Source organism: Flavobacterium chilense (assembly GCF_001602525.1).
Classification (GTDB): domain Bacteria; phylum Bacteroidota; class Bacteroidia; order Flavobacteriales; family Flavobacteriaceae; genus Flavobacterium; species Flavobacterium chilense.
This window is the reverse complement of record NZ_LSYT01000001.1, coordinates 559972-581079: the sequence shown is the minus strand read 5'-3', so window position 1 is coordinate 581079 and position 21108 is coordinate 559972. Positions and strand designations below refer to the sequence as shown.

21 protein-coding genes are annotated in these 21108 nt (G+C 32.2%); 10 read left to right on the top strand and 11 right to left on the bottom strand.

Annotated elements, in window-relative coordinates; translation table 11 throughout:
- The first annotated feature begins 43 nt into the window (after window positions 1–43).
- A complete protein-coding gene (locus A4F88_RS02405; RefSeq protein ID WP_068840930.1) occupies window positions 44–451 on the top strand; it encodes a hypothetical protein in 408 nt (135 codons plus the stop codon).
- A gap of 91 nt (window positions 452–542) precedes the next feature.
- Here A4F88_RS02405 and A4F88_RS02400 read toward each other — a convergent pair whose 3' ends face one another.
- Window positions 543–1064 (bottom strand): DUF7935 family protein, encoded by a 522-nt coding sequence (locus A4F88_RS02400; RefSeq protein ID WP_068841441.1) that lies wholly within the window; start codon window positions 1062–1064, stop codon window positions 543–545.
- A 125-nt stretch (window positions 1065–1189) separates the two neighbouring features.
- Between A4F88_RS02400 and A4F88_RS02395 the strand changes: the two genes are divergently transcribed.
- From A4F88_RS02395 to A4F88_RS02375, 5 genes are all read left to right on the top strand, one after another.
- Window positions 1190–1957 carry a sulfite exporter TauE/SafE family protein gene (locus A4F88_RS02395; protein WP_068840929.1) on the top strand — a complete coding sequence of 256 codons (768 nt, stop codon included), beginning with the start codon at window positions 1190–1192 and terminating at the stop codon, window positions 1955–1957.
- A 353-nt stretch (window positions 1958–2310) separates the two neighbouring features.
- Window positions 2311–4647, top strand: a complete 2337-nt coding sequence (locus A4F88_RS02390; protein WP_068841440.1) for an ATP-dependent helicase — start codon at window positions 2311–2313, stop codon at window positions 4645–4647.
- Window positions 4648–4685: 38 nt separating this feature from the next.
- Window positions 4686–5180 carry a hypothetical protein gene (locus A4F88_RS02385; protein WP_068840928.1) on the top strand — a complete coding sequence of 165 codons (495 nt, stop codon included), beginning with the start codon at window positions 4686–4688 and terminating at the stop codon, window positions 5178–5180.
- A 21-nt stretch (window positions 5181–5201) separates the two neighbouring features.
- Window positions 5202–5822 (top strand): L-threonylcarbamoyladenylate synthase, encoded by a 621-nt coding sequence (locus A4F88_RS02380; RefSeq protein ID WP_068840927.1) that lies wholly within the window; start codon window positions 5202–5204, stop codon window positions 5820–5822.
- Window positions 5823–5901: 79 nt separating this feature from the next.
- Window positions 5902–6939 carry a carboxypeptidase-like regulatory domain-containing protein gene (locus A4F88_RS02375; protein WP_068840926.1) on the top strand — a complete coding sequence of 346 codons (1038 nt, stop codon included), beginning with the start codon at window positions 5902–5904 and terminating at the stop codon, window positions 6937–6939.
- 251 nt (window positions 6940–7190) lie between these two features.
- Here A4F88_RS02375 and A4F88_RS02370 read toward each other — a convergent pair whose 3' ends face one another.
- Genes A4F88_RS02370 through A4F88_RS02360 form a run of 3 tightly spaced genes read right to left on the bottom strand, consistent with a single transcriptional unit; the run spans window position 7191 to window position 9554 of the window.
- Window positions 7191–8024 (bottom strand): OmpA/MotB family protein, encoded by an 834-nt coding sequence (locus A4F88_RS02370; RefSeq protein ID WP_068840925.1) that lies wholly within the window; start codon window positions 8022–8024, stop codon window positions 7191–7193.
- Between the two features lie 34 nt (window positions 8025–8058).
- Window positions 8059–9078, bottom strand: coding sequence for a glycosyltransferase family 2 protein (locus A4F88_RS02365; protein ID WP_068840924.1), 1020 nt, complete (start codon window positions 9076–9078; stop codon window positions 8059–8061).
- 29 nt (window positions 9079–9107) lie between these two features.
- The gene (locus A4F88_RS02360) at window positions 9108–9554 is read right to left on the bottom strand and encodes a type I restriction enzyme HsdR N-terminal domain-containing protein (RefSeq protein ID WP_068840923.1); all 447 of its coding nucleotides are present in this window, start codon (window positions 9552–9554) and stop codon (window positions 9108–9110) included.
- Between the two features lie 98 nt (window positions 9555–9652).
- Between A4F88_RS02360 and holA the strand changes: the two genes are divergently transcribed.
- The 3 genes from holA (at window position 9653) to ettA (ending at window position 12678) form a co-directional block, all read left to right on the top strand.
- Window positions 9653–10657, top strand: a complete 1005-nt coding sequence (gene holA / locus A4F88_RS02355; protein ID WP_068840922.1) for a DNA polymerase III subunit delta — start codon at window positions 9653–9655, stop codon at window positions 10655–10657.
- 67 nt (window positions 10658–10724) lie between these two features.
- Window positions 10725–10907 carry a CAL67264 family membrane protein gene (locus tag A4F88_RS02350; RefSeq protein ID WP_017497526.1) on the top strand — a complete coding sequence of 61 codons (183 nt, stop codon included), beginning with the start codon at window positions 10725–10727 and terminating at the stop codon, window positions 10905–10907.
- A 79-nt stretch (window positions 10908–10986) separates the two neighbouring features.
- A complete protein-coding gene (ettA, locus tag A4F88_RS02345) occupies window positions 10987–12678 on the top strand; it encodes an energy-dependent translational throttle protein EttA (RefSeq protein ID WP_068840921.1) in 1692 nt (563 codons plus the stop codon).
- A gap of 174 nt (window positions 12679–12852) precedes the next feature.
- On the opposite strand, the gene A4F88_RS02340 is transcribed toward ettA, so the two are convergent.
- Window positions 12853–13266 (bottom strand): thiol-disulfide oxidoreductase DCC family protein, encoded by a 414-nt coding sequence (locus A4F88_RS02340; protein ID WP_068840920.1) that lies wholly within the window; start codon window positions 13264–13266, stop codon window positions 12853–12855.
- 311 nt (window positions 13267–13577) lie between these two features.
- Window positions 13578–15743 carry an endonuclease MutS2 gene (locus tag A4F88_RS02335; RefSeq protein WP_068840919.1) on the bottom strand — a complete coding sequence of 722 codons (2166 nt, stop codon included), beginning with the start codon at window positions 15741–15743 and terminating at the stop codon, window positions 13578–13580.
- 137 nt (window positions 15744–15880) lie between these two features.
- Between A4F88_RS02335 and A4F88_RS02330 the strand changes: the two genes are divergently transcribed.
- A complete protein-coding gene (locus A4F88_RS02330; protein ID WP_068840918.1) occupies window positions 15881–16546 on the top strand; it encodes a uracil-DNA glycosylase in 666 nt (221 codons plus the stop codon).
- A gap of 71 nt (window positions 16547–16617) precedes the next feature.
- Here the strand turns inward: A4F88_RS02330 and A4F88_RS02325 are convergent, their stop codons facing one another.
- The 5 genes from A4F88_RS02325 to porX all read right to left on the bottom strand — a co-directional run bounded on the left by A4F88_RS02325 (window position 16618) and on the right by porX (window position 20966).
- A complete protein-coding gene (locus tag A4F88_RS02325) occupies window positions 16618–16992 on the bottom strand; it encodes a DUF4258 domain-containing protein (RefSeq protein WP_068840917.1) in 375 nt (124 codons plus the stop codon).
- Window positions 16993–17028: 36 nt separating this feature from the next.
- Window positions 17029–18228, bottom strand: coding sequence for an alanine dehydrogenase (locus A4F88_RS02320; protein WP_068840916.1), 1200 nt, complete (start codon window positions 18226–18228; stop codon window positions 17029–17031).
- Between the two features lie 84 nt (window positions 18229–18312).
- On the bottom strand, window positions 18313–18792 hold the full coding sequence (locus A4F88_RS02315; protein WP_068841439.1) for a GNAT family N-acetyltransferase: 480 nt from the start codon (window positions 18790–18792) through the stop codon (window positions 18313–18315).
- A gap of 99 nt (window positions 18793–18891) precedes the next feature.
- On the bottom strand, window positions 18892–19299 hold the full coding sequence (gene tsaE / locus A4F88_RS02310) for a tRNA (adenosine(37)-N6)-threonylcarbamoyltransferase complex ATPase subunit type 1 TsaE (protein ID WP_068840915.1): 408 nt from the start codon (window positions 19297–19299) through the stop codon (window positions 18892–18894).
- A 113-nt stretch (window positions 19300–19412) separates the two neighbouring features.
- Window positions 19413–20966, bottom strand: coding sequence for a T9SS response regulator signal transducer PorX (gene porX, locus A4F88_RS02305; RefSeq protein ID WP_068840914.1), 1554 nt, complete (start codon window positions 20964–20966; stop codon window positions 19413–19415).
- Between the last annotated feature and the right edge of the window lie 142 nt (window positions 20967–21108).

Here is a 21108-nt window from a genome sequence, read left to right as displayed (position 1 = left end):
TTATAAACAGATGTTTGAAGCAGAAAATTATAAAGGATAAAATATGAGCCAATTTAGATATAGCATTTGTGAACCAACAAACCCAAAAATTATTGAAAAGGGAAAGATTGATTCTTCACAAATATTGGAAATAGTTGAAAATTTTCCGTGGAAGTTACATTTAGAAGAAATAGAGAAAGTAAAAGATGTTTATTATTCTCCTTCGGTTGAATTTGAAAATTTAAGTAATGCAAATGGTTTGTCAATTTCTGCCGTTGGAACACCTGACAAATATGAATTTTATGTTTTTTATAAAAGACCCAAAATACAAAAAACGTGGTTTGGTTTAAGTGAAAAATTAAACAACAATTTTACATCCGACTTGCTTGATCAGAGTAAAGAAAAAACAATTGAGCTGCTAAAAGCTTTTATTGATAATAACCTAAGTTTTTTGGAGAGTAAATTTCAGTAATATTATTTTAGATTTTAGATTATTGCTGAAACTTAATTATTGATTCAGTATAAAAATCTAAAATCTAAAATTGGTACTCTAAAATGGCAATTTACCACAACTCAGCTACTTCATTTTTAATATATCCTAAAGCTGCATTACTTGGTGACTGTTTTTCTAGTAAATCATTTAGAATCACTTCACGTAATTTATCAGCACTATCAACACGATCGCTCATAGCTGCTTTACGAATAATTTGTATAGTTGAGTTTTTAGCCGTTGTAATAATAGTCCAACATTCGTCAGACATGTAAATTTGCTGTGTTAAGTTATGCTCGAATTCTTGCTCGATCTGATCGATAACAAAGTTTTCGTAATCGTGTTTTTCGTTAGAAATTGGCGCAATTCTAATCAGTAATTTAGTCAGGTTAATACGCTCTAAAAATAACGTCATACGTTCGTAAGCCTGTAAACGTATTGGTAAAGACTGTTTTTGATATTCTCTATTTAATAAAAAAGCACGTTTTTTATCATTGTTTTTGATATGCAGTTCAAAAAAACTGTAGGCAACAAATCCGGTAACAATTGCCGGTAAAGTATAACTGGCTAATTCTATAATTCTTGTAAAATCCATTTGGGTTAAATTTTTTAGCAAAAATATACTTTTTGAGGAGAAATCCATTTTAAATTTTTGGTAATAAACAAAACGGAAAACTTACTTTTGCAACTGTTTCAAAATTTATACAATACTACTTTTTAATGGATTCATACATTATTATTTTACTTTGTTTAGCGGCTTTTGCTGCCGGATTTATTGATGCGATTGTGGGTGGTGGCGGATTGATTCAAACCCCAATGGGATTAGTTTTATTACCTAACCTGCCTGTTTCGACAGTTATAGGAACTTTAAAATTACCTGCTTTTACCGGAACCGCTTTTGCGGCATTTCAATACCTCAAAAAAGTTGTTATTCAATGGAAATTGTTATTGATTATGATGTGTTTAGCAGTTCCTTCGGCATTCTTGGGGTCTACTTTATTAACGATGGTAAGTAATGATTTCATGAAACCGCTTTTACTTGTGGTTTTGTCTTTATTGTTTGTATATACTTATGCGAAGAAAAATTTTGGGCAGCATGAAGCCAAAGATCATTCTCCTGCAACACAAATATTTTATGCTGTAGTCATTAGCACAATCGTTGGTTTTTACGATGGTTTTATTGGTCCCGGAACCGGAAGTTTTTTTGTAGTTGCTTTTATTGCTCTTTTGGGTTTTGACTTTTTACATGCATCTGCAAATGCTAAAATGGTCAATCTGGCAACTAATTTTGGTTCGATTTGTTTGTTTATGATAAAAGGAAAAATCATCTGGACAATTGCCATTCCTATGGCAATAAGCAACGGACTTGGCGGATGGCTGGGTGCAAAGCTGGCAATTAATAAAGGAAATGGTTTTATTAGAGTTTTCTTTTTGATTGTGGTGGTGGGAACCTTGATTCGGTTTGCTTACGACGTTTTCTACAAGTAGTTTTTTGAACCATATAAGTTATTTAAGAAATTATAAGTTATACCTTCAATAAGATTTTTTTTTAAATCATATAAAATTATTGGTGTTCGTTAAGAAGAATTAAATGAATTTATATTCCTTGATGTGGTTCAAAATGTTTCTAAAAAAGCCAATTGTGCTAATTTAGCCCCGATAGAGGCGGTATCCTCGTAGTGAAACGGAGAGATATAGCCGAAAGCGGGAACTATATTTTTTAAAATGGCTATTTTTCTGCTTCAAAAAATAAAAAAAATTAGCCTCTTAGAACCTCAGAATCTTAGTAGCTTTTTCAATCATTAATTCTTATTTTTGCATTAATTATGGAGAAAAATTTCATGCAAAAGTACATTGATCAACTCAATGAAGCGCAACGACAACCCGTTCTGAAAAAAGACGGGCCAATGATTATTATTGCTGGTGCAGGTTCGGGAAAAACCCGTGTTTTGACTATTAGAATTGCTTATTTAATGGCTCAGGGAATTGATGCCTTTAATATTTTATCGCTGACTTTTACCAATAAAGCAGCGCGAGAAATGAAGCACAGGATCTCTGATATTGTGGGAGCATCTGAAGCAAAGAATCTTTGGATGGGAACTTTTCACTCGATTTTTGCGCGTATTCTGCGTTCAGAATCCGATCATTTGGGCTATCCTTCAAATTTTACTATTTATGATTCTCAGGATTCGGCCAGATTGATTTCTTCAATTATTAAAGAAATGCAGCTGGATCGTGATGTCTATAAGCCAAAACAGATTTTAGGACGTATATCTAATTATAAAAACAGTTTGATTACGGTAAAAGCGTATTTCAATAATCCGGAATTGGTTGAAGCCGATGCTATGGCAAAACGACCAAGAATGGGTGAGATTTATCAGCAGTATGTAGATCGCTGTTTTAAAGCCGGTGCAATGGATTTTGATGATTTATTGTTGAAAACCAATGAATTATTGACTCGTTTTCCGGAAGTTTTAGCTAAGTATCAGGATCGTTTTCGTTATATTTTGGTTGATGAGTACCAGGATACGAATCACTCTCAGTATTTGATTGTTAGGGCTTTATCAGACAGATTTCAGAATATTTGTGTAGTTGGTGATGATGCACAGAGTATTTATGCATTTCGTGGTGCGAATATCAACAATATTTTGAACTTCCAAAAAGATTATGAAGGTGTAATTATGTTCCGTTTGGAGCAAAACTACCGCTCAACCCGAAATATTGTAGAAGCTGCCAATACGGTAATGGAGCATAATAAAACCAAACTTGATAAAGTAGTTTGGACAGCCAATGATTTTGGACCAAGAATTAAGGTGCACCGAAGTTTAACTGATGCTGAAGAAGGGCGTTTTGTTGCGAGTACAATTTTTGAGCAAAAAATGCAAAATCAGCTTCATAACGGATCTTTTGCAATTTTGTATCGTACAAATGCTCAGTCGCGTGCGATGGAAGATGCCTTGAGAAAAAGAGATATTCCGTATAGAATTTATGGAGGATTATCATTTTATCAACGTAAGGAAATTAAAGATGTCTTGTGTTATTTGCGTTTGGTGATTAATCCAAAGGACGAAGAAGCACTGGTTCGTGTTATTAATTATCCGGCACGTGGAATTGGAGATACAACTGTTGAGAAGTTGACAATTGCCGCTAATCATTACAAACGTTCCATTTGGGAAGTAATGGTTAATATCGATAAAATCGACTTAAAATTAAACTCAGGAACAAAAAATAAAATCAATGATTTTGTAACGATGATTCAGAGTTTTCAGGTTATAGATCAAAATCAGGACGCTTTTTATATAACAGATCACGTTGCCAAGAAAACCGGTTTGGTTCAGGAACTAAAGAAAGATGCAACTCCTGAGGGAATGGCAAAAATTCAAAATATCGAAGAACTTTTAAACGGTATTAAAGATTTTACGGAAGGACAGAAAGAAATTGACGGTGCAAGAGGGGCTTTGTCTGAATTTATGGAAGATGTAGCACTTGCAACAGATTTGGATAAAGACACATCTGATGAAGATCGTGTAGCACTGATGACTATTCACCTTGCGAAAGGACTTGAATTCCCGCATGTTTTTGTTGTGGGTATGGAGGAAGATTTGTTTCCGAGTGCGATGAGTATGAGTACCAGAAGTGAATTAGAAGAAGAACGTCGTTTATTTTATGTAGCTTTAACCCGTGCAGAACATCAGGCTTATTTAACTTATGCGCAGTCTCGTTACCGCTGGGGAAAATTGACTGATAGTGAACCATCTCGTTTTATTGAAGAAATTGACGGACAGTTTTTGGAATATCTAACTCCGGCTGAAACGAATTATCGTTATAAATCGCCAATTGACGGAGATATCTTTGGTGATGTTGATAAATCGAAATTAAGATTGGCAAAACCAGTAGGAGGAACTCCTCCAAAACATATTACTGACAATAGTCCAAAACCGGATTTAAACATTCGTAAGTTAAAACCAGTTGCAGGAACTAATCCAAATAGTGCTGCGCCTAATTTGTTTGATAACAAATTAACGATTGGTAATGTTGTAATGCATGAGCGTTTTGGAAAAGGTGAAGTGATTAATTTAGAAGGAGTTGGTCCGGATAAAAAAGCTGAGATAAAATTTGAAGTAGGCGGAATAAAAAAACTCCTGCTTCGTTTTGCAAAATTAGACGTTGTAGGATAAAAAAAGTAAAAAGTAAAAAGTAAAAAGTAAAAAGTAAAATGATAAATAAAGCACTTTTAAAGAAGCTTGATTTTATTGAGATTTATCAATTTTTCGGAGGTATTCTCGGAATTTTATTAATGATATATTTAATTTTTACCACTAATGTTGATAAGTATGGTGAGTCTTTTCATATTTTGCTTATTATACCTTTTTTATTTTTTGGATTTTGTATTTATTCCGCATGGTTATTAAATAAGAAAAAATATTTGAGAGGATTAAATTCAGTAATCATTTCACTAATTTTACAATTAATTGCTTTCGAATTTTATGGCATATTTTACACAGCTGTAAATGGAATTGCTATAAATTTCACTTTAGACTTAACAAATGATACTCTCGTAGGATTTGATTTTCAACCTTCGCAATATTTATTAGCATTTCGGGAAAATGATGTTTTTCGTTTTAAATTAAATTTATTTGCTTTCGGAATGTTACTATTTGTATCTAAAATTTTAAAAGAATTAAAGAGTAGTCTTTATTCTATTGTCTAACATCTTTATTCTAAAAACAAAATGGCAGAATTTATAAAAATATATCCGGATAAACCTAGTGAAGCCGCAATTGCCAAAGTGGTAAAAGTACTTCAGAACGGAGGTTTAGTAATTTATCCAACTGATACTGTATATGGTTTAGGTTGTGATATTACCAATTCAAGAGCTTTAGAGAAAATAGCAAAGATAAAAGGAGTTAAATTAGAAAAAGCTAATTTTTCTTTTATCTGTCATGATTTGAGTAATTTATCAGATTATGTGCGTCAGATTGATACATCTACTTTTAAAATTTTAAAAAGAGCCTTACCTGGTCCTTACACTTTTATTTTACCAGGAAACAATAATTTACCTAAAGAGTTCAAAAAGAAAACCACTGTAGGTATTCGTGTTCCTGATAATAACATTGTTCTGGAAATTGTTAAGCAATTGGGAAATCCGATAGTTTCTACTTCAATCCGTGATGAAGATGATGTAATTGAATATACAACAGATCCTGAACTGATTTTTGAAAAATGGCAAAATCTTGTAGATCTGGTTATTGATGGTGGTTATGGTGATAATGTAGGATCTACTATTATAGACTTATCAGAACATGAGCCAGTTGTGATAAGAGAAGGAAAAGGAGATATTGATATCTTGTAAGAATAAAAAACAGATTATCTAGGATAATACGAAAAGGTTTGGTTAATTAGCTAATAATTAACTAAACCTTTTGTATTTAATGAAAAAACTACTTACTCTTTTGTTTTTGTTTTCTGCTGTCACAATATTTTCGCAACATAACCTTAAAGGTAAAATCACAGGCAAAGACAATATTCCGTTAGAAGGAGTAAATGTATACTTTGACGGCACAACAATTTCTACTATTTCAGATGCAAACGGAAATTTTACTATAAAGTATGAGCCTAATGCCAATAGTATTTTGGTAATTAGTTTTATGGGATATCAGACAGAGTATCTTACGGGTTTAGATGCTTCGAAGCCACTAAATATCGCTATGGCAATTTCGAAAAATGAGCTTAAAGAAGTTGTTGTTAATACTAATGAACTGTTTACAAGAACTCAGAAGCTAAAATTGTTTAGAGAATATTTTTTAGGAAAAACGAATAATGCAAAATCAGCAGTTATTAAAAATGAAGATGATATTCGTTTTAAATATGATAAAGAGAAATTGGTTTTTACAGCTTCTTCAGATAAGCCTCTAATAATTATGAATCCTGCTTTAGGATATAAGATAGATTTTGAATTGGTAATTTTTGAAATTACTTTTAATAAACTGAGTATTAACTCAAAAGATGTTATTAAGAATTTTTACGGTGGTGTAAGCCGATTTGAAGAAATTGATAATACTGCTGAAATTTTAGAAAAAAGAGAAAAAACTTATCAGGGATCTCAAATCCAGTTTTTTAGAAATTTCGCCAATAAGGATTGGGGAGCAAAGAAATTTTTATTATTTAACGATGAAGATAATCTGGATCCTGCTAAATGCTTCAAAATAATAAAAGAAGAAGATTTTGTAAAAGTAGAAGTCATTCCTCAGGACAAAAGAGAAATTACAAACGAAAACTTAAAAGATATTGTTGCAGCTTATAACATTACATTTAATAAAAGTGAAGGATCAAAGATCACTTTTCAAACAGACAGTTTTTATATTTATAAGTATGGAAATAATTCAAATATTGAAAGCATACTTTTTTCAGGAAAAATTTCAGAAAAGAAAGTAGGAGATATGTTGCCTTTAAATTATGGGATAAAATAAATTTTAGGCTTAAAATTTAATTATCTTTTCTATGTAAAACCCTTGACATGGTGTATTTGTAAAAAAAAACTGAAAGGGTATAAAAGTTTAAAATAAATAACTAACTTTAGTATAGTTAAAATTTAGTTAGTTAATTTAAAGATAATGCTATTCTTGATTTATATTTAATTGGTTATTAAAAAAATTAAGGATACATAAAAGCAGGTCAATTGACCTGCTTTTTCTGTATGTTCAAAGTATGTTACTTTAAATTATTTTGCTTGTTTTTTCATTTCTTTTTCAATCATATCATAGAATTGATCGATTTTTGGCATAACAACAATACGAGTTCTTCTGTTACGAGCTTTATTGTCCGGAGTATCATTTGCAACTAAAGGTACATATGAACTTCTACCAGCTGCAATTAATTTAGCAGGGTTAACACCAAGATCGTTTGTTAATACACGTACGATAGAAGTAGAACGTTTAACACTTAAATCCCAGTTGTCTAACAAAACTCCGTTGCTTTTGTAAGGAACATCATCAGTGTGTCCTTCAACCATACATTCGAAATCAGGTTTGTCGTTTACTACTTTTGCAACTTTAGCCAAAACACCTTTTGCTTTATCACTTACATCGTAGCTACCGCTTTTAAATAATAATTTATCTGCGATAGAAATGAATACAACTCCTTTTTCTACATTGATTTCGATATCCGGATCATTGATTCCAACTGCACCTTTCAAGCTTGTAACTAATGCTAATGTTACACTGTCTTTTTTAGTAAGTGCATCTTGAAGTCTTGAGATTTTTAAATCTTTTTCTTTTAAACTTTCTAAAGATTTTTCAAGGTTTTCAGCACCTTTAGTAGTTAAAACTGTTAAATCTTTTGAAGTACTTATTAAATCTTGATTATGTTGTTTATAGCTCTCAGCTGTAGCAGCTAATCCTGCTTTTTCCTCTAAACATGTATTTAGTTTTACTGTGCAAGAATTTAATAAATCTTGGGTTTCTTTGTTCTTAGCTTCTAATGCTGCGTATTGTTTTTTCGATACACACGAAGTTAAGGCCATTAATACTGATAGTGCGATTACTATTTTTCTCATAGGTATTATATTTAATTAAACGTTGATTACAAATTTAGTTCTTAATATTTTGATTACTGTTAAAGATTTCTTTAAATACGGTCTGTTTCTTTATGTAATATAGGAAAACGATGCTTTTAACCGTATAGTATTGCTGTAGTTGAAAATCTTTTCGCTCCCGAAGATACTTTAAAGATATACAATAAAATGAAAAATGTGCTTTCAAAATGGCAAAAGTATGTTGAAATTTTCCCTGTGTAAGAAAACGGATACCGGCAATACCATCTAAAATCATTCGAAAGAATATCACAAAAAACAAGCCCTTTTTAGGTAAATTTTTGACAAGCATTAATAATGAATTTCTAAAATTTAAATAGGTCTTTTTGGGATTTCCTTGTTGTAAAGTCGCTCCTCCAACATGATAAACAACAGATTGAGATACATATTTAATAATATGACCTTCATTTGCTGCACGCCAGCATAAATCAATTTCCTCCTGATGAGCAAAAAAGCTTTCATCAAAACCTTTTAATTCATGGTATACGCCGCTTCTAATAAAAAAACATGCTCCTGATGCCCAGAATAATTCACAGTTATCATTGTATTGACCATTGTCTTTTTCAATAGTATCAAAAATTCGTCCACGACAATAAGGAAAACCATATTTATCAATAAACCCACCTGCAGCACCTGCATATTCAAAGTATTCTTTGTTTTTAAAATCAAGAATTTTAGGCTGGATAATAGCAGTTTGCTTTTCGGTCTCCAAAGTTTCAATAATTGGTTTAAGCCAATTCTCAGTTACTTCAATATCTGAATTTACTAATGCATAAATTTCAGCATCAATGTGTTTCAAAGCATCGTTATAACCTTTAGCAAAGCCATGATTACCGCTATTTTGTACTATTTTGATAGTAGGGAAATTTTGCCTGACGAAATTTATAGAATCATCTGTCGATGCATTGTCAGCAACATATATAGTAGCTTCATCAGAAAATTGAACAACAGAGGGTAAAAATTGCTCTAACAATTTTACTCCGTTCCAATTTAAAATAACAACAGCAATTTTATCCAAAAGTAATTTTTATTTATTTTAATATTCTTTTATTCGTTATAATTAGGCAAGCCTCTTAAAAACTGATATTTTTCATTTTCAAAATCCATTTGACAATAAAAATGATTCAGTCCGTTTGTCACATTCAAAAACCGTGCCTGCATTGTCATATTATAACGGGCAATTTGATCAAAAGTTGCCTGAGAGATTTTAACTTCGGGTGCTTTACACTCTACCAATATATGTATAGAACCATCAGAATTAAAGACTACAACATCGTATCTTTTTCGCAATCCGTTGACTTTTAAAACTTTCTCAACATTGATTAACGATTTTGGGTATTTTTTTTCAATCATTAAATACTGAACAACATGCTGACGAACCCATTCTTCAGGAGTAAGAATTATAAATTTTTTCCTGATTTCATCAAAAATAGACACTTTATTTTCGCTATTTTTGAATCGGAAAGTATATGAGGGGAAGTTTAATTGCTGCATAGCGCAAAAATATAAAATAGTTTCAGGTTTCAAAGTTTAAAATTTCAAGTTAATTGAAAGTAGAGCCTGAAATCTTAGATTTGAAATAAGAATATTTAATGGACGAAGTTGTAAAAATTGTTAACGATATAAAAGCGGGAGATATAAAGCCAATTTACTTTTTAATGGGGGAAGAACCTTATTATATAGATAAATTGTCAGAGTATATTGAGCAAAATGTACTGGCAGAAGAAGAAAAAGGATTTAACCAGACGGTTTTATATGGAAGAGATGTTTCTGTAGAAGATATCGTTTCAACGGCCAAGCGCTATCCTATGATGGCTGACCGTCAGGTTGTTATCGTGAAAGAAGCGCAGGATTTGTCCCGAACAATTGATAAAATTGAATCCTACGTTAATAGTCCTATGGAAACTACAGTTCTGGTGTTTTGTTATAAATACAAAACACTGGATAAACGTAAAAAAGTTACTAAGCTTTTGGCTCAAAAAGGTGTTGTATATGAAAGCAAAAAACTTTACGAAAATCAGGTTGGAGATTGGATAAAACGCGTTCTAGCGGGGAAAAAATACACAATTGATCCTAAAGCAAATGCGATGCTGGTAGAATTTTTGGGTACAGATTTGAGTAAGATCAATAATGAACTGGAGAAACTACAAATTATTTTGCCTCAGGGAACCATGATAACGCCACAACATATTGAGGAAAATATTGGCTTTAGTAAAGATTATAATGTTTTTGAACTCCGAAAAGCTATTGGAGAACGCAATCAGCTTAAAGCTTATAAAATTGCTGAAAATTTTGCTCATAATCCTAAAGAATACCCTTTGGTAATGACAACTGGATTGGTGTTTGGCTTTTTTGTTCAGCTTTTAAAATACCACGGACTTAAAGATAAAAATCCAAAGAATGTAGCAGCTGCAATTGGGGTAAATCCTTATTTTTTAAAAGAATACGATCTGGCTGTAAAAAATTATCCAATGCGGAAAGTTAGTCAGATTGTGGGTGCTTTGCGTGATATTGATGTTAAAAGTAAGGGTGTTGGAGCCAATGCTTTACCACAGTCAGATTTGTTAAAAGAAATGCTGTATAAAATATTTAATTAAGCCACGAAAATTCACGATATTTGCCTTTCTGAAAAATTTACTACTTAAAAATAATAATTACACAGTTATGGGAATGAATAAAAATACCATTCTAGGATGGGCTACTTTTATAATGGTACTTATGGGATTGTTGCTTATAGGTCTTGGTGCTTTTAGATACAGAGATGTTTCAGGCTGGGGATTTGCGGCGACTGGTGTTGGTTTTATTGCTAATGCCTGGGTTTTTAATGCTTTGAAAGGTAGAGTTTAATCTTTTCAATATCGATAGCAAGGATAAATTGCTACAAATTCAATAAAAAAGAATTAATTAAAATTTAAAAATAAATAGAATGTCAGACGATAAGAAAGTAATTTTCTCAATGCAAAAATTGAGTAAAACCTATCAGGGAGCAGACAAACCGGTACTTAAGAATATTTATTTAAGTTTCTTTTACGGAGCTAAAATTGGTATTTTAGGTCTTAATGGTTCTGGAAAATCTTCACTTTTAAAAATTATTGCAGGAGTTGATAAAAACTATCAGGGAGATGTTGTTTTTCAACCTGGTTATACTGTAGGTTACTTAGAGCAGGAACCAATTCTTGATGATTCTAAAACGGTAATCGAAATTGTTCGTGAAGGAGCTGCAGAAACTATGGCAGTTTTAGAAGAATACAATCAGATAAATGATTTATTTGGTCTTGAAGAAAATTACTCAGATCCAGATAAAATGGATAAATTGATGGACCGTCAGGCAGCTTTGCAAGACAAAATTGATGCTCTTGGTGCTTGGGAAATCGATACCAAATTAGAAATTGCAATGGATGCATTGCGTACACCAGAAGGAGATACACCTATTAAAAACCTTTCTGGAGGTGAGCGTCGTCGTGTAGCTTTATGCCGTTTGTTGTTGCAACAGCCAGATGTGTTACTTTTGGATGAGCCTACCAACCACCTTGATGCTGAATCTGTACTTTGGTTAGAACAGCATTTAGCACAATATTCAGGAACTGTAATTGCTGTAACACACGATAGATACTTCCTTGATAACGTTGCAGGTTGGATTTTAGAGTTGGATAGAGGAGAAGGTATTCCATGGAAAGGAAACTATTCTTCTTGGTTAGATCAAAAATCAAACCGTATGGCTCAGGAAGAAAAAGTAGCTTCAAAACGTAGAAAAACTTTAGAGCGTGAGTTAGAATGGGTTCGTCAGGGAGCAAAAGGACGTCAAACCAAACAAAAAGCGCGTTTACAGAATTACGATAAATTATTAAACGAAGACCAAAAACAACTGGATGAAAACCTGGAAATCTACATTCCAAATGGTCCACGTTTAGGGACTAATGTTATCGAAGCAAAAAATGTTGCCAAAGCTTTTGGAGATAAATTATTATATGATAATTTGAACTTTACTTTGCCACAAGCTGGTATTGTTGGAATTATCGGACCAAACGGTGCTGGTAAATCTACTATTTTCAAAATGATTATGGGAGAGCAAGCTACTGATAGCGGAGAATTTTCAGTTGGAGAAACGGTAAAAATCGCTTATGTAGATCAGTCACACTCTAATATTGATCCAAATAAATCTATTTGGGAAAACTTTGCCGATGGTCAGGAATTAGTTATGATGGGTGGAAAGCAGGTTAACTCAAGAGCTTATTTATCTCGTTTCAATTTTGGAGGTGGTGAGCAAAACAAAAAAGTATCCATGTTATCTGGTGGAGAGCGTAACCGTTTGCACTTAGCGATGACTTTGAAAGAAGAAGGAAACGTACTTTTACTGGATGAGCCTACGAATGACCTGGATGTAAATACACTTCGTGCATTAGAGGAAGGTTTAGAGAATTTTGCTGGTTGTGCTGTAATTATTTCGCACGACAGATGGTTCTTAGATAGAATTTGTACTCACATCTTAGCTTTTGAAGGAGATTCTGAAGTATATTTCTTCGAAGGAAGTTTCTCAGATTATGAAGAAAACAAAAAGAAACGTCTTGGTGGTGACTTAACTCCAAAACGATTGAAATACAGAAAATTGATCAGATAATTTTTTGATGAATTTCAAATAAAAAATCCCAAATTCCTATTATTGCGAATTTGGGATTTTTACTTTTATTAGGTTTTTCTGCTTTGTTTGTCATTTCTCCTTCGTCGAAATGACAAAAATGAGAATAAAATATTTGTGTAAATCTGTTTGATCAGTAAAGTCAGTAGGTAATCTCTAAAGAAACTTCTCTTTCAATTCCGGAGTCGGGATCATACAGCTTTCTTTTTTGCCATACCAATTGTATCTGTTTTTTGCAACATAATCATAAATTCTGTCACTGATGAAAATTGGGACGATTCTAAAAATGGATGTTAGTTTCCATAAACCGCCAAAGTTTTTAGCGATTTCGATTATTGCCGATGATTTGTAAAAATAAGCCGTTCCAGGATTATACAAAATAATACTATCCATTTTAGAAAAACTAATTCCTAAATGTTTACATATTGAAATTCCTAATTCTGACTGCAATGCGACAAATCTAAAAGTATCTTTTTTATCGTGTTTTATAATAAACTGAACCGCGTTGCTGCATAAATTGCAAACTCCATCAAAGAGGATGATTTTTTTATTCTTTGGTAAGTCTTGCATTTCAGTAGTTTTTTATGAGAGCTTTGTCAAAGTTTGAAACTTTTGACAAAGCTCATTTTATTTTGTCATTTCTAATTTGTCCGAATGGCAAAAATGAAATAGCTATCTTAATAAGTATAATTTATTAAAATAGAAAATTCTATAATTTTTATAAATCAAAATCGGCTTTCATAAATCGTTTAAAATTGATTTTTGAAAATTTTCTATCTTCTTAATTGTCTTTTTGAAAATATTCGTTCAAATCGCTTTATTTTAATTTTCGATGAAATTTAAGCTTTTTTATAATTGAAGATTACACTGAGATTGAAAACTTACTTCTTAACAGCTTCAACTAACTCTAATTCATCTAAGCTTACTTTCGAAGTAAAAATCCCATAATTTACTGTTGCCTTATTTTTTTCGATCGAGTCGATACTTCCAACGGATCTTCCATCAAGCATTCTGACTCTGTCACCAACTTTTAAAATTGGTTTTGGTTTTTCGATAACAGGTTTGAGTTTCTTTTCTTTTTTCTCTTTTCGGATTTCTTCAACTTTTACTTGTACTTCGGCAATAACTTCTTTTTTCTTTTCGGTTATGGCTTTAGTTTCCTTTGGAGTTGCTTTTTTACGTTTTGAATTTTCGATTTCAACAATTTTCAAAAATTCCCCAATAAGCTCTTTTTTATTTTTGTTGTTGAAATATTTCTCTGCAATATCATCAATTTTTTGTCCTATATATATAATCTTCTGGTTGCTGTCGTATAATTCCTGATAGCTTTCTAATTTTTGCTGGATTCTCGTATTGATGTTTTCCATCTTTTTACTTTCCTCTCGCGCGCGGGTTTCTTCTTCTTTTAAATTTAAAGAAGTTTTTTCCAGTTTTGATCTTTCTTTTTGAAGCGTTGCAATAGTTTTATCAAAACGAACTTTGCCTACTTCGATTTTCTTTTTAGCGCGATTTATCAATCCAAACGGAATACCATTTTTTTGAGCAACTTCAAATGTAAAAGAACTTCCGGCTTGTCCTAATGCTAGTTTGTACATTGGCTCTAAGGACTTTTCATCAAACATCATATTCGCATTTGTAGCATATGGAAGTTCGTTGGCAAGAATTTTTAAATTAGAATAATGTGTTGTAATAATTCCGAATGCTTCGCGGTGATAAAACTCTTCAAGGAAAATTTCTGCCAGAGCTCCACCTAATTCAGGATCAGAACCTGTACCAAATTCATCAATCAAAAACATGGTTTTCTTGTTACATTTCTTTAGGAAATAATTCATGTTTTTTAATCGGTAACTGTATGTACTTAGATGATTTTCAATGGATTGATTGTCTCCGATATCAGTCAGGATTCTATCGAATAAAAATGTTTCACTGCGTTCGTGAACCGGAATCAGGATGCCGGATTGCAGCATCAATTGTAACAACCCAACTGTTTTTAAGGAAATTGTTTTACCTCCGGCATTTGGTCCGGAAATTACAATAATTCTATTTTCCTGTTTTAGTTCAATGGTCTGTGGATGCGTAACTTCATTTTTTTGTTTGTTGTTCAGGTATAAAATAGGGTGATACGCTTCTCTGAAAAATAATCTTCTTTCTTCAGTAATGGTTGGGAGTATTCCGTTGATGCGGTTAGCATATTTTGCTTTCCCGGCAACAACATCAATATCGCTTAAAAAGTCTTGATATTCAATTAACAAAGGCAAAAATGGTCGGATTGCATTTGACAATTGTTTTAGAATTCTCGTGATTTCCTCTTTTTCTTCGTACTCAAGATTTGCTAATTCTCTTGAATATTTTAAAGTAGCTTCAGGTTCGATATAAGCGATGCTTCCGGTTTTGGAACTTCCTAAAATAGAACCTTTTACTTTACGACGATACATAGCAAGAACAGCCAAAACACGTCGGTTTTGAACAAAACTTTCTTTAATATCATCTAAATATCCTAATCCATTATATTGAGTTAGAGCCACACCAAAACTTTGGTTTACTTTACCTCGAACCAAATTCATATTCTGGCGAATGCTTAAAAGAGCAGGAGAGGCGTTGTCTTTTATTTCTCCGTATTTGTCTACAATTGCATCGATTAAAGTAATAATCTCTTTTGTTAATTCTACTCTTGATGCTCTGGCATTTAAGTTGGGATAATAATCATCAAATTTTTTTAAGAATGTAAGTAGTACATTTGTCGTAGAGGAAAGCGTTGCAATTTTTCTAAAACTTCCTACTTCCAGAAAACTGTCTTCGATGGCTAAAAACTTAATTTCATGTGTTATGGCATCAAATCCATGATTTGGAATCGCATTATTATTCTGAAAAGAAGAAACATACTCTGATGTTTGCATTAAAGCCTGCATCAAAGTTTCTTTGTCTCTAAATGGGGTTATTTGTAAAGCTTTTTCTTTTCCAATGTCGGTATTGCAACCAGCTGAAATTGTTTCGAGCACTGTTGGAAATTGTAAGTCTTGTAATGTTTTTTCGGTAATACTGATCATTTAATTTCTTTAAGAAAGTACAGGCAAAAATACGAAAATTGTATTATGGAATCCTGTAAAGTTTGAGTCTAATTTTATTGTTTTAAAAAGTATGATTTTACTTAAAAATTGTTGAAATTCGCATAAAAAAATAATTTATGGACGTTAAAATGCATTCTTCCTGGAAACCAGTTCTGAATGAAGAATTTGGAAAACCATATTTCAACGAATTAATTGATTTTGTAAAATCAGAATATGCCACTAAAGTTTGTTATCCAAAAGGCAGTCAGATATTTTCAGCTTTTGATCATTGTCATTTTGATCAGGTAAAAGTTGTTATTATTGGACAAGATCCATATCACGGACCTAATCAGGCAAATGGTTTGTGTTTTTCTGTAAATGACGGAATTCCATTTCCTCCTTCATTATATAATATTTTTAAAGAAATCGAAACTGATTTAAATAAGCCAATACCTCCAACAGGTAATCTGGAGCGCTGGGCAGATCAGGGTGTGTTTCTTTTAAATGCTACTCTTACAGTTAGACAATCTGAAGCAGGGAGCCATCAGGGAAAAGGCTGGGAAAAATTTACTGATGCTGTTATTAAACAGATTTCTGCTGAAAGTGAAAATGTTGTTTTTTTACTTTGGGGCGGTTTTGCTCAAAAGAAAGCGGCATTGATTGATGCTTCTAAACATCATGTCCTAAAATCCGGACATCCTTCTCCTTTAAGTGCAAACAGAGGTTTTTGGTTTGGAAACAAACATTTCAGTCAGACTAACACTTTTCTAAAGTCAAAAGGGCTTAAGGAAATTGAGTGGTAAAATCTTAAAAAAAATCAATGTTTAAAATAATAAACTCCAATAGCTAAAATTAAAGTTATTGGAGTTTTTGTTTATTTTTTGATAATTTCTTCTAAAACAGCTTTCTTTTCATAGTTGACTACTTTGAGAATAATTTCCTGGTTTTTAGCTGTTTTTCCTTCGATAATATAAAGTTTTCCTTTTTTGAAAGGCACATTACTTTGATCAAAATCAACATCACCATAAGTTAAGGTTTTTTTGATATCTGCAGTGTCTACCCACTTTTCATTTAAAGTCTGTATAGCTTTATCTGAATATTGAAAAGGCTTTGTTCTTAGATTGTTTAAAACTCTGGCATTTGGAAAATAGTTGCATCGTGTGTCTTTACCACTAAATACAAGGGCTACAAAAAAGCATCCCATAACAAGACCAATAAGATAATATGCAAAACGGTGTACGAACTTCATGAAATAAAATTTTTGCAAAGGTACATTAAAGTTCCTTTAAAATACAAGTAAATTGATATCGTTGTCCGGTAAATCAAACCATTCGCCAATAGCTTTATTTGTTAGGATTCCATGATATAAATAAATTCCGTTTTTAAGCCCTTTGTTGCATCGGATGGCACTTTCTAAACCACCATCTTCGGCTATCTGATGAAGGTAAGGTGTAAGTATGTTACTTATTGATAATGAGGCTGTTTTGGAGTATCTTGAAGGAATATTAGGAACACAATAGTGTAAAACATTACTTTTTATAAAAGTAGGTTTTTCGTGAGTAGTAACTTCTGAAGTTTCAAAACATCCACCGGTATCAATGCTTACATCAACAATTACAGCGCCTTTCTTCATGTGTTCCACCATTGTTTCGGTTACTATAATCGGGCAACGTTCTTTTCCTCGCATGGCGCCAATAGCCACATCGCAGCGTCTTAAAGCTTTTAATAATGCTTTTTGTTGTACTGTTGAAGTAAAGATTCTCTGACTTAGATTGTTTTGTAAACGACGTAATTTTGTAATAGAATTGTCAAATACTTTTACGTTTGCCCCAAGTCCAATGGCGGTTTTTGCTGCAAATTCTCCAACCGTTCCAGCGCCTAAAATTACAACATCAGTAGGAGGAACTCCGGTAATATTTCCAAACAATAGCCCTTTTCCAAATTCATCAGTAATCATTAATTCGGCAGCAATAAGTATAGAAGCTGTTCCGGCAATTTCGCTTAATGATTTTACAGCCGGATAAGAACCGTCTTCATCTTTGATATATTCGAAAGCTAATGCGGTAATCTTTTTTTGTGCCAAGGCCTCAAAGTAAGATCTTTTTTTTGTTTTTAACTGAATTGCTGAAATGATAATCGTTTCCGGATTTATCATCTCAATTTCTGCTAATGTTGGCGGTTCAACTTTTAATAGAAGCGGACAGCCAAAAACTTTTTTAGTGTCTTTTGTTACTTCTGCGCCAGCATCGGAATATTCCTTATCTGTATAACTCGAACTTTCTCCTGCTCCCGATTCTATCATAACGCGATGCCCCTCATAAGTAAGAGAGTTTACAGCGTCCGGAGTCAGGCAAATACGACGCTCCTGATAACTTGTTTCCTTAGGAATTCCTATAAAAAGCTCTCGCTTAAATCGGCCAATTTCAAGTTTTTCTTCTTGTGGCAACAATTGTTGTTTCGTAAATGGAGTTAAAGTAATTGACATGGATTATGCAAAAAATTAAGGGTACAAATTACGTAAAAAGTTTTAAAATTAGTGCAAAAATTCTCCTAATACTATCATATCATGTTAAGATATTATTTTCTCCATTTTTATATCGGCTCTTTCGTAAACCCCTGTTTCTAAAGGGATTTCTGTAAAGCCATATTTTTTGTATAAATGAATAGCCGGAAGCAAAATTGTATTAGAATATAAAAAGAGTGTTTTTGCATTGTTTTCTTTCGCTGCATTAATGCAGTGTTCAAGAAGTTTGTGACCAACTCCTAATCCCTGAGCATGATCTGAAACAGCCATTTTGCTTAATTCAAATGTTAAATCATTGACTTTCATTAAAGATGCTGTCCCAAGGATTTCATTATTGTATCTGGCATAAAAAATCATTCCGCCTTTATCAATTATTTCTTCTTGCGGGTTTGAAAGTGTTAGTTTGTCTTTTTCTTCTACTTTGAAATATTTTTCAAGCCATGCAATATTCAAGATTTTGATGTACTCTTTTAAGTCTGATGAAAAAGGGATTATTTCTACGTTATTATTATGAAGACTTGTCATAAATGCATTACTTTTTTCAGGAAAGCTCACAAAGAATTTTTCAAAGATTTACAAATTGTTCTGTTTTTTTGTGTTTCTCTATACAACTTTCGTGAGTCTTTATTGTAATTTTAATTCTCTTTTTCCGTCTGCCAATAACTCAATGGTAATTGTAGAAGTTTCTTCCGGAAGTAGATTTGCAATTTTTTCTGACCACTCTATAAAACACCAATTTCCGGAATATAAATAATCATCGACACCCATATCAAGAGCTTCAGTTTCTTTGTTTAGTCGGTAAAAATCAAAATGGTAAACAGTTTGATTGTTAGAAGTATAATACTCATTAACTAAAGAAAAGGTCGGACTGCTTGTCGCATCTGTAACACCTAGACTTTTGCATAATTGTTTGATTAAAGTAGTTTTGCCAACACCCATTTCTCCATTAAAAAGTATTATTTTTTTAGGGTTTGAGTCTAAAATCTGTTGGGCAACTTCCTGAATTTGATCTAATGAAAAAACGATATTCATTGTTATGTTTATTTTTGCCACGAATTTCACAAATTTTCACGAATTAAAATTTATTTTCTTTTAACTTTAAATATAAATCAATGAAAATTTGTGTAATTACGAGGCGACTTTTTTTATTTTGGATTAAAAACTAAGAACGGAATAATCATTTCTTCCAGTGAAATCCCGCCATGTTGATAGGTGTTTTTGTAATAACTGACATAATGGTTGTAATTGTTTACATAGGCTAAAAAGTAATCATTTTTAGCAAAAATAAACGAACTACTCATATTAATAGCTGGTAAACCAATAGTTTTAGGTTCTTTTACAACATAAACATCTTTTTGTTCGTAGGTTAAGCTACGGCCTGTTTTATAACGCAAATTAAGACTTGTGTTTTTGTCTCCCACGACTTTTGACGGGTTCTTCACGTTTATCGTTCCGTGATCTGTGGTTAAGATTAATTTGAAACCTAAAAGCTGTGCCTGCTGAATAATCTCTAATAATGGAGAATTCTTAAACCAGCTTAAAGTTAAGGAGCGATACGCTTTGTCATCTGAAGCCAGTTCTTTTACTACTTCCATCTCTGTTTTGGCATGCGAAAGCATATCAACAAAATTGTACACAACTGTTACTAAATCATTTCCTTTTAAGGCTTTGAAGTTTTCTGCCAGTTTTTTACCACCTGAATAATTGGTGATTTTAAAGTAGTCTTCTTTGATATTTAATCCCAGACGTTTTAACTGTGCCGAAAGAAACTCGGCTTCGTAAAGGTTTTTACCACCATCTTCAACATCATTTTTCCAGTATTGCGGAAATTGTTTTTCCATATCTAAAGGCATTAAACCTGAGAATATGGCATTTCTGGCGTATTGTGTTGCAGTTGGAAGAATAGAGAAATAAGGAACTTCTTTTTCTAATTTATAATAATTAGAAACTACAGTTTCAAAGGATTTCCATTGATCATAACGCAAATTATCAATAACAACAAATAAGATTGGTTTGTCTTTCTTTTTAAGTTCCGGAACTACTAATTCCTTAAATAAATTATGAGACTGAATAGGCTTGTCTGCTTTTGGAGCAAACCAGTCTTCGTAATTTCTTTCAATATATTTTCCGAATTGAGAATTGGCTTCAACTTTTTGAGATTCAAGAATTTCGATCATCGCCTGATCATTGATGTTTTCGAGTTTTAATTCCCAGAAAAGTAATTTTTTGTAAAGTTCAACCCAGTCTTCATAAGAATTAACCATTGCTAATTCCATCGAAATCTTCCTGAATTCCTTCTGATAATCTAAAGTTGTTTTTTCTGAAATCAATCTTGAATCGTCTAAGTTTTTCTTTAAACTCAATAAAATCTGATTTGGATTTACCGGTTTGATTAAATAATCAGCGATTTTAGAGCCAATCGCTTCTTCCATGATATATTCTTCTTCACTTTTTGTGATCATAATCATTGGTATCGCCGATTTTTTTTCTTTCATTTCAGAAAGTGTTTCCAGACCACTCATTCCGGGCATATTTTCATCCAGAAAAACAATGTCAAAATTGTTTTCTTCAAATAGTGCAATAGCATCCAAACCATTGTTGCAAGTGGTTACATCATAGTTTTTTTTCTCCAGAAATAATATATGTGGTTTCAAAAGATCGATTTCATCATCGACCCAAAGTATTTTTATCTTATCCATAAACGAATTTAATTTTAATGCAATTTAGAAGTATAGAACTTAAAAAGTATTAAAAATAGTATAAATTTCAGAATAATGATTTGTGTTTTTTGGATTGAGTAATTTTTTTGTAGCATTATTACTTTAGAAATCAAGAAGATTT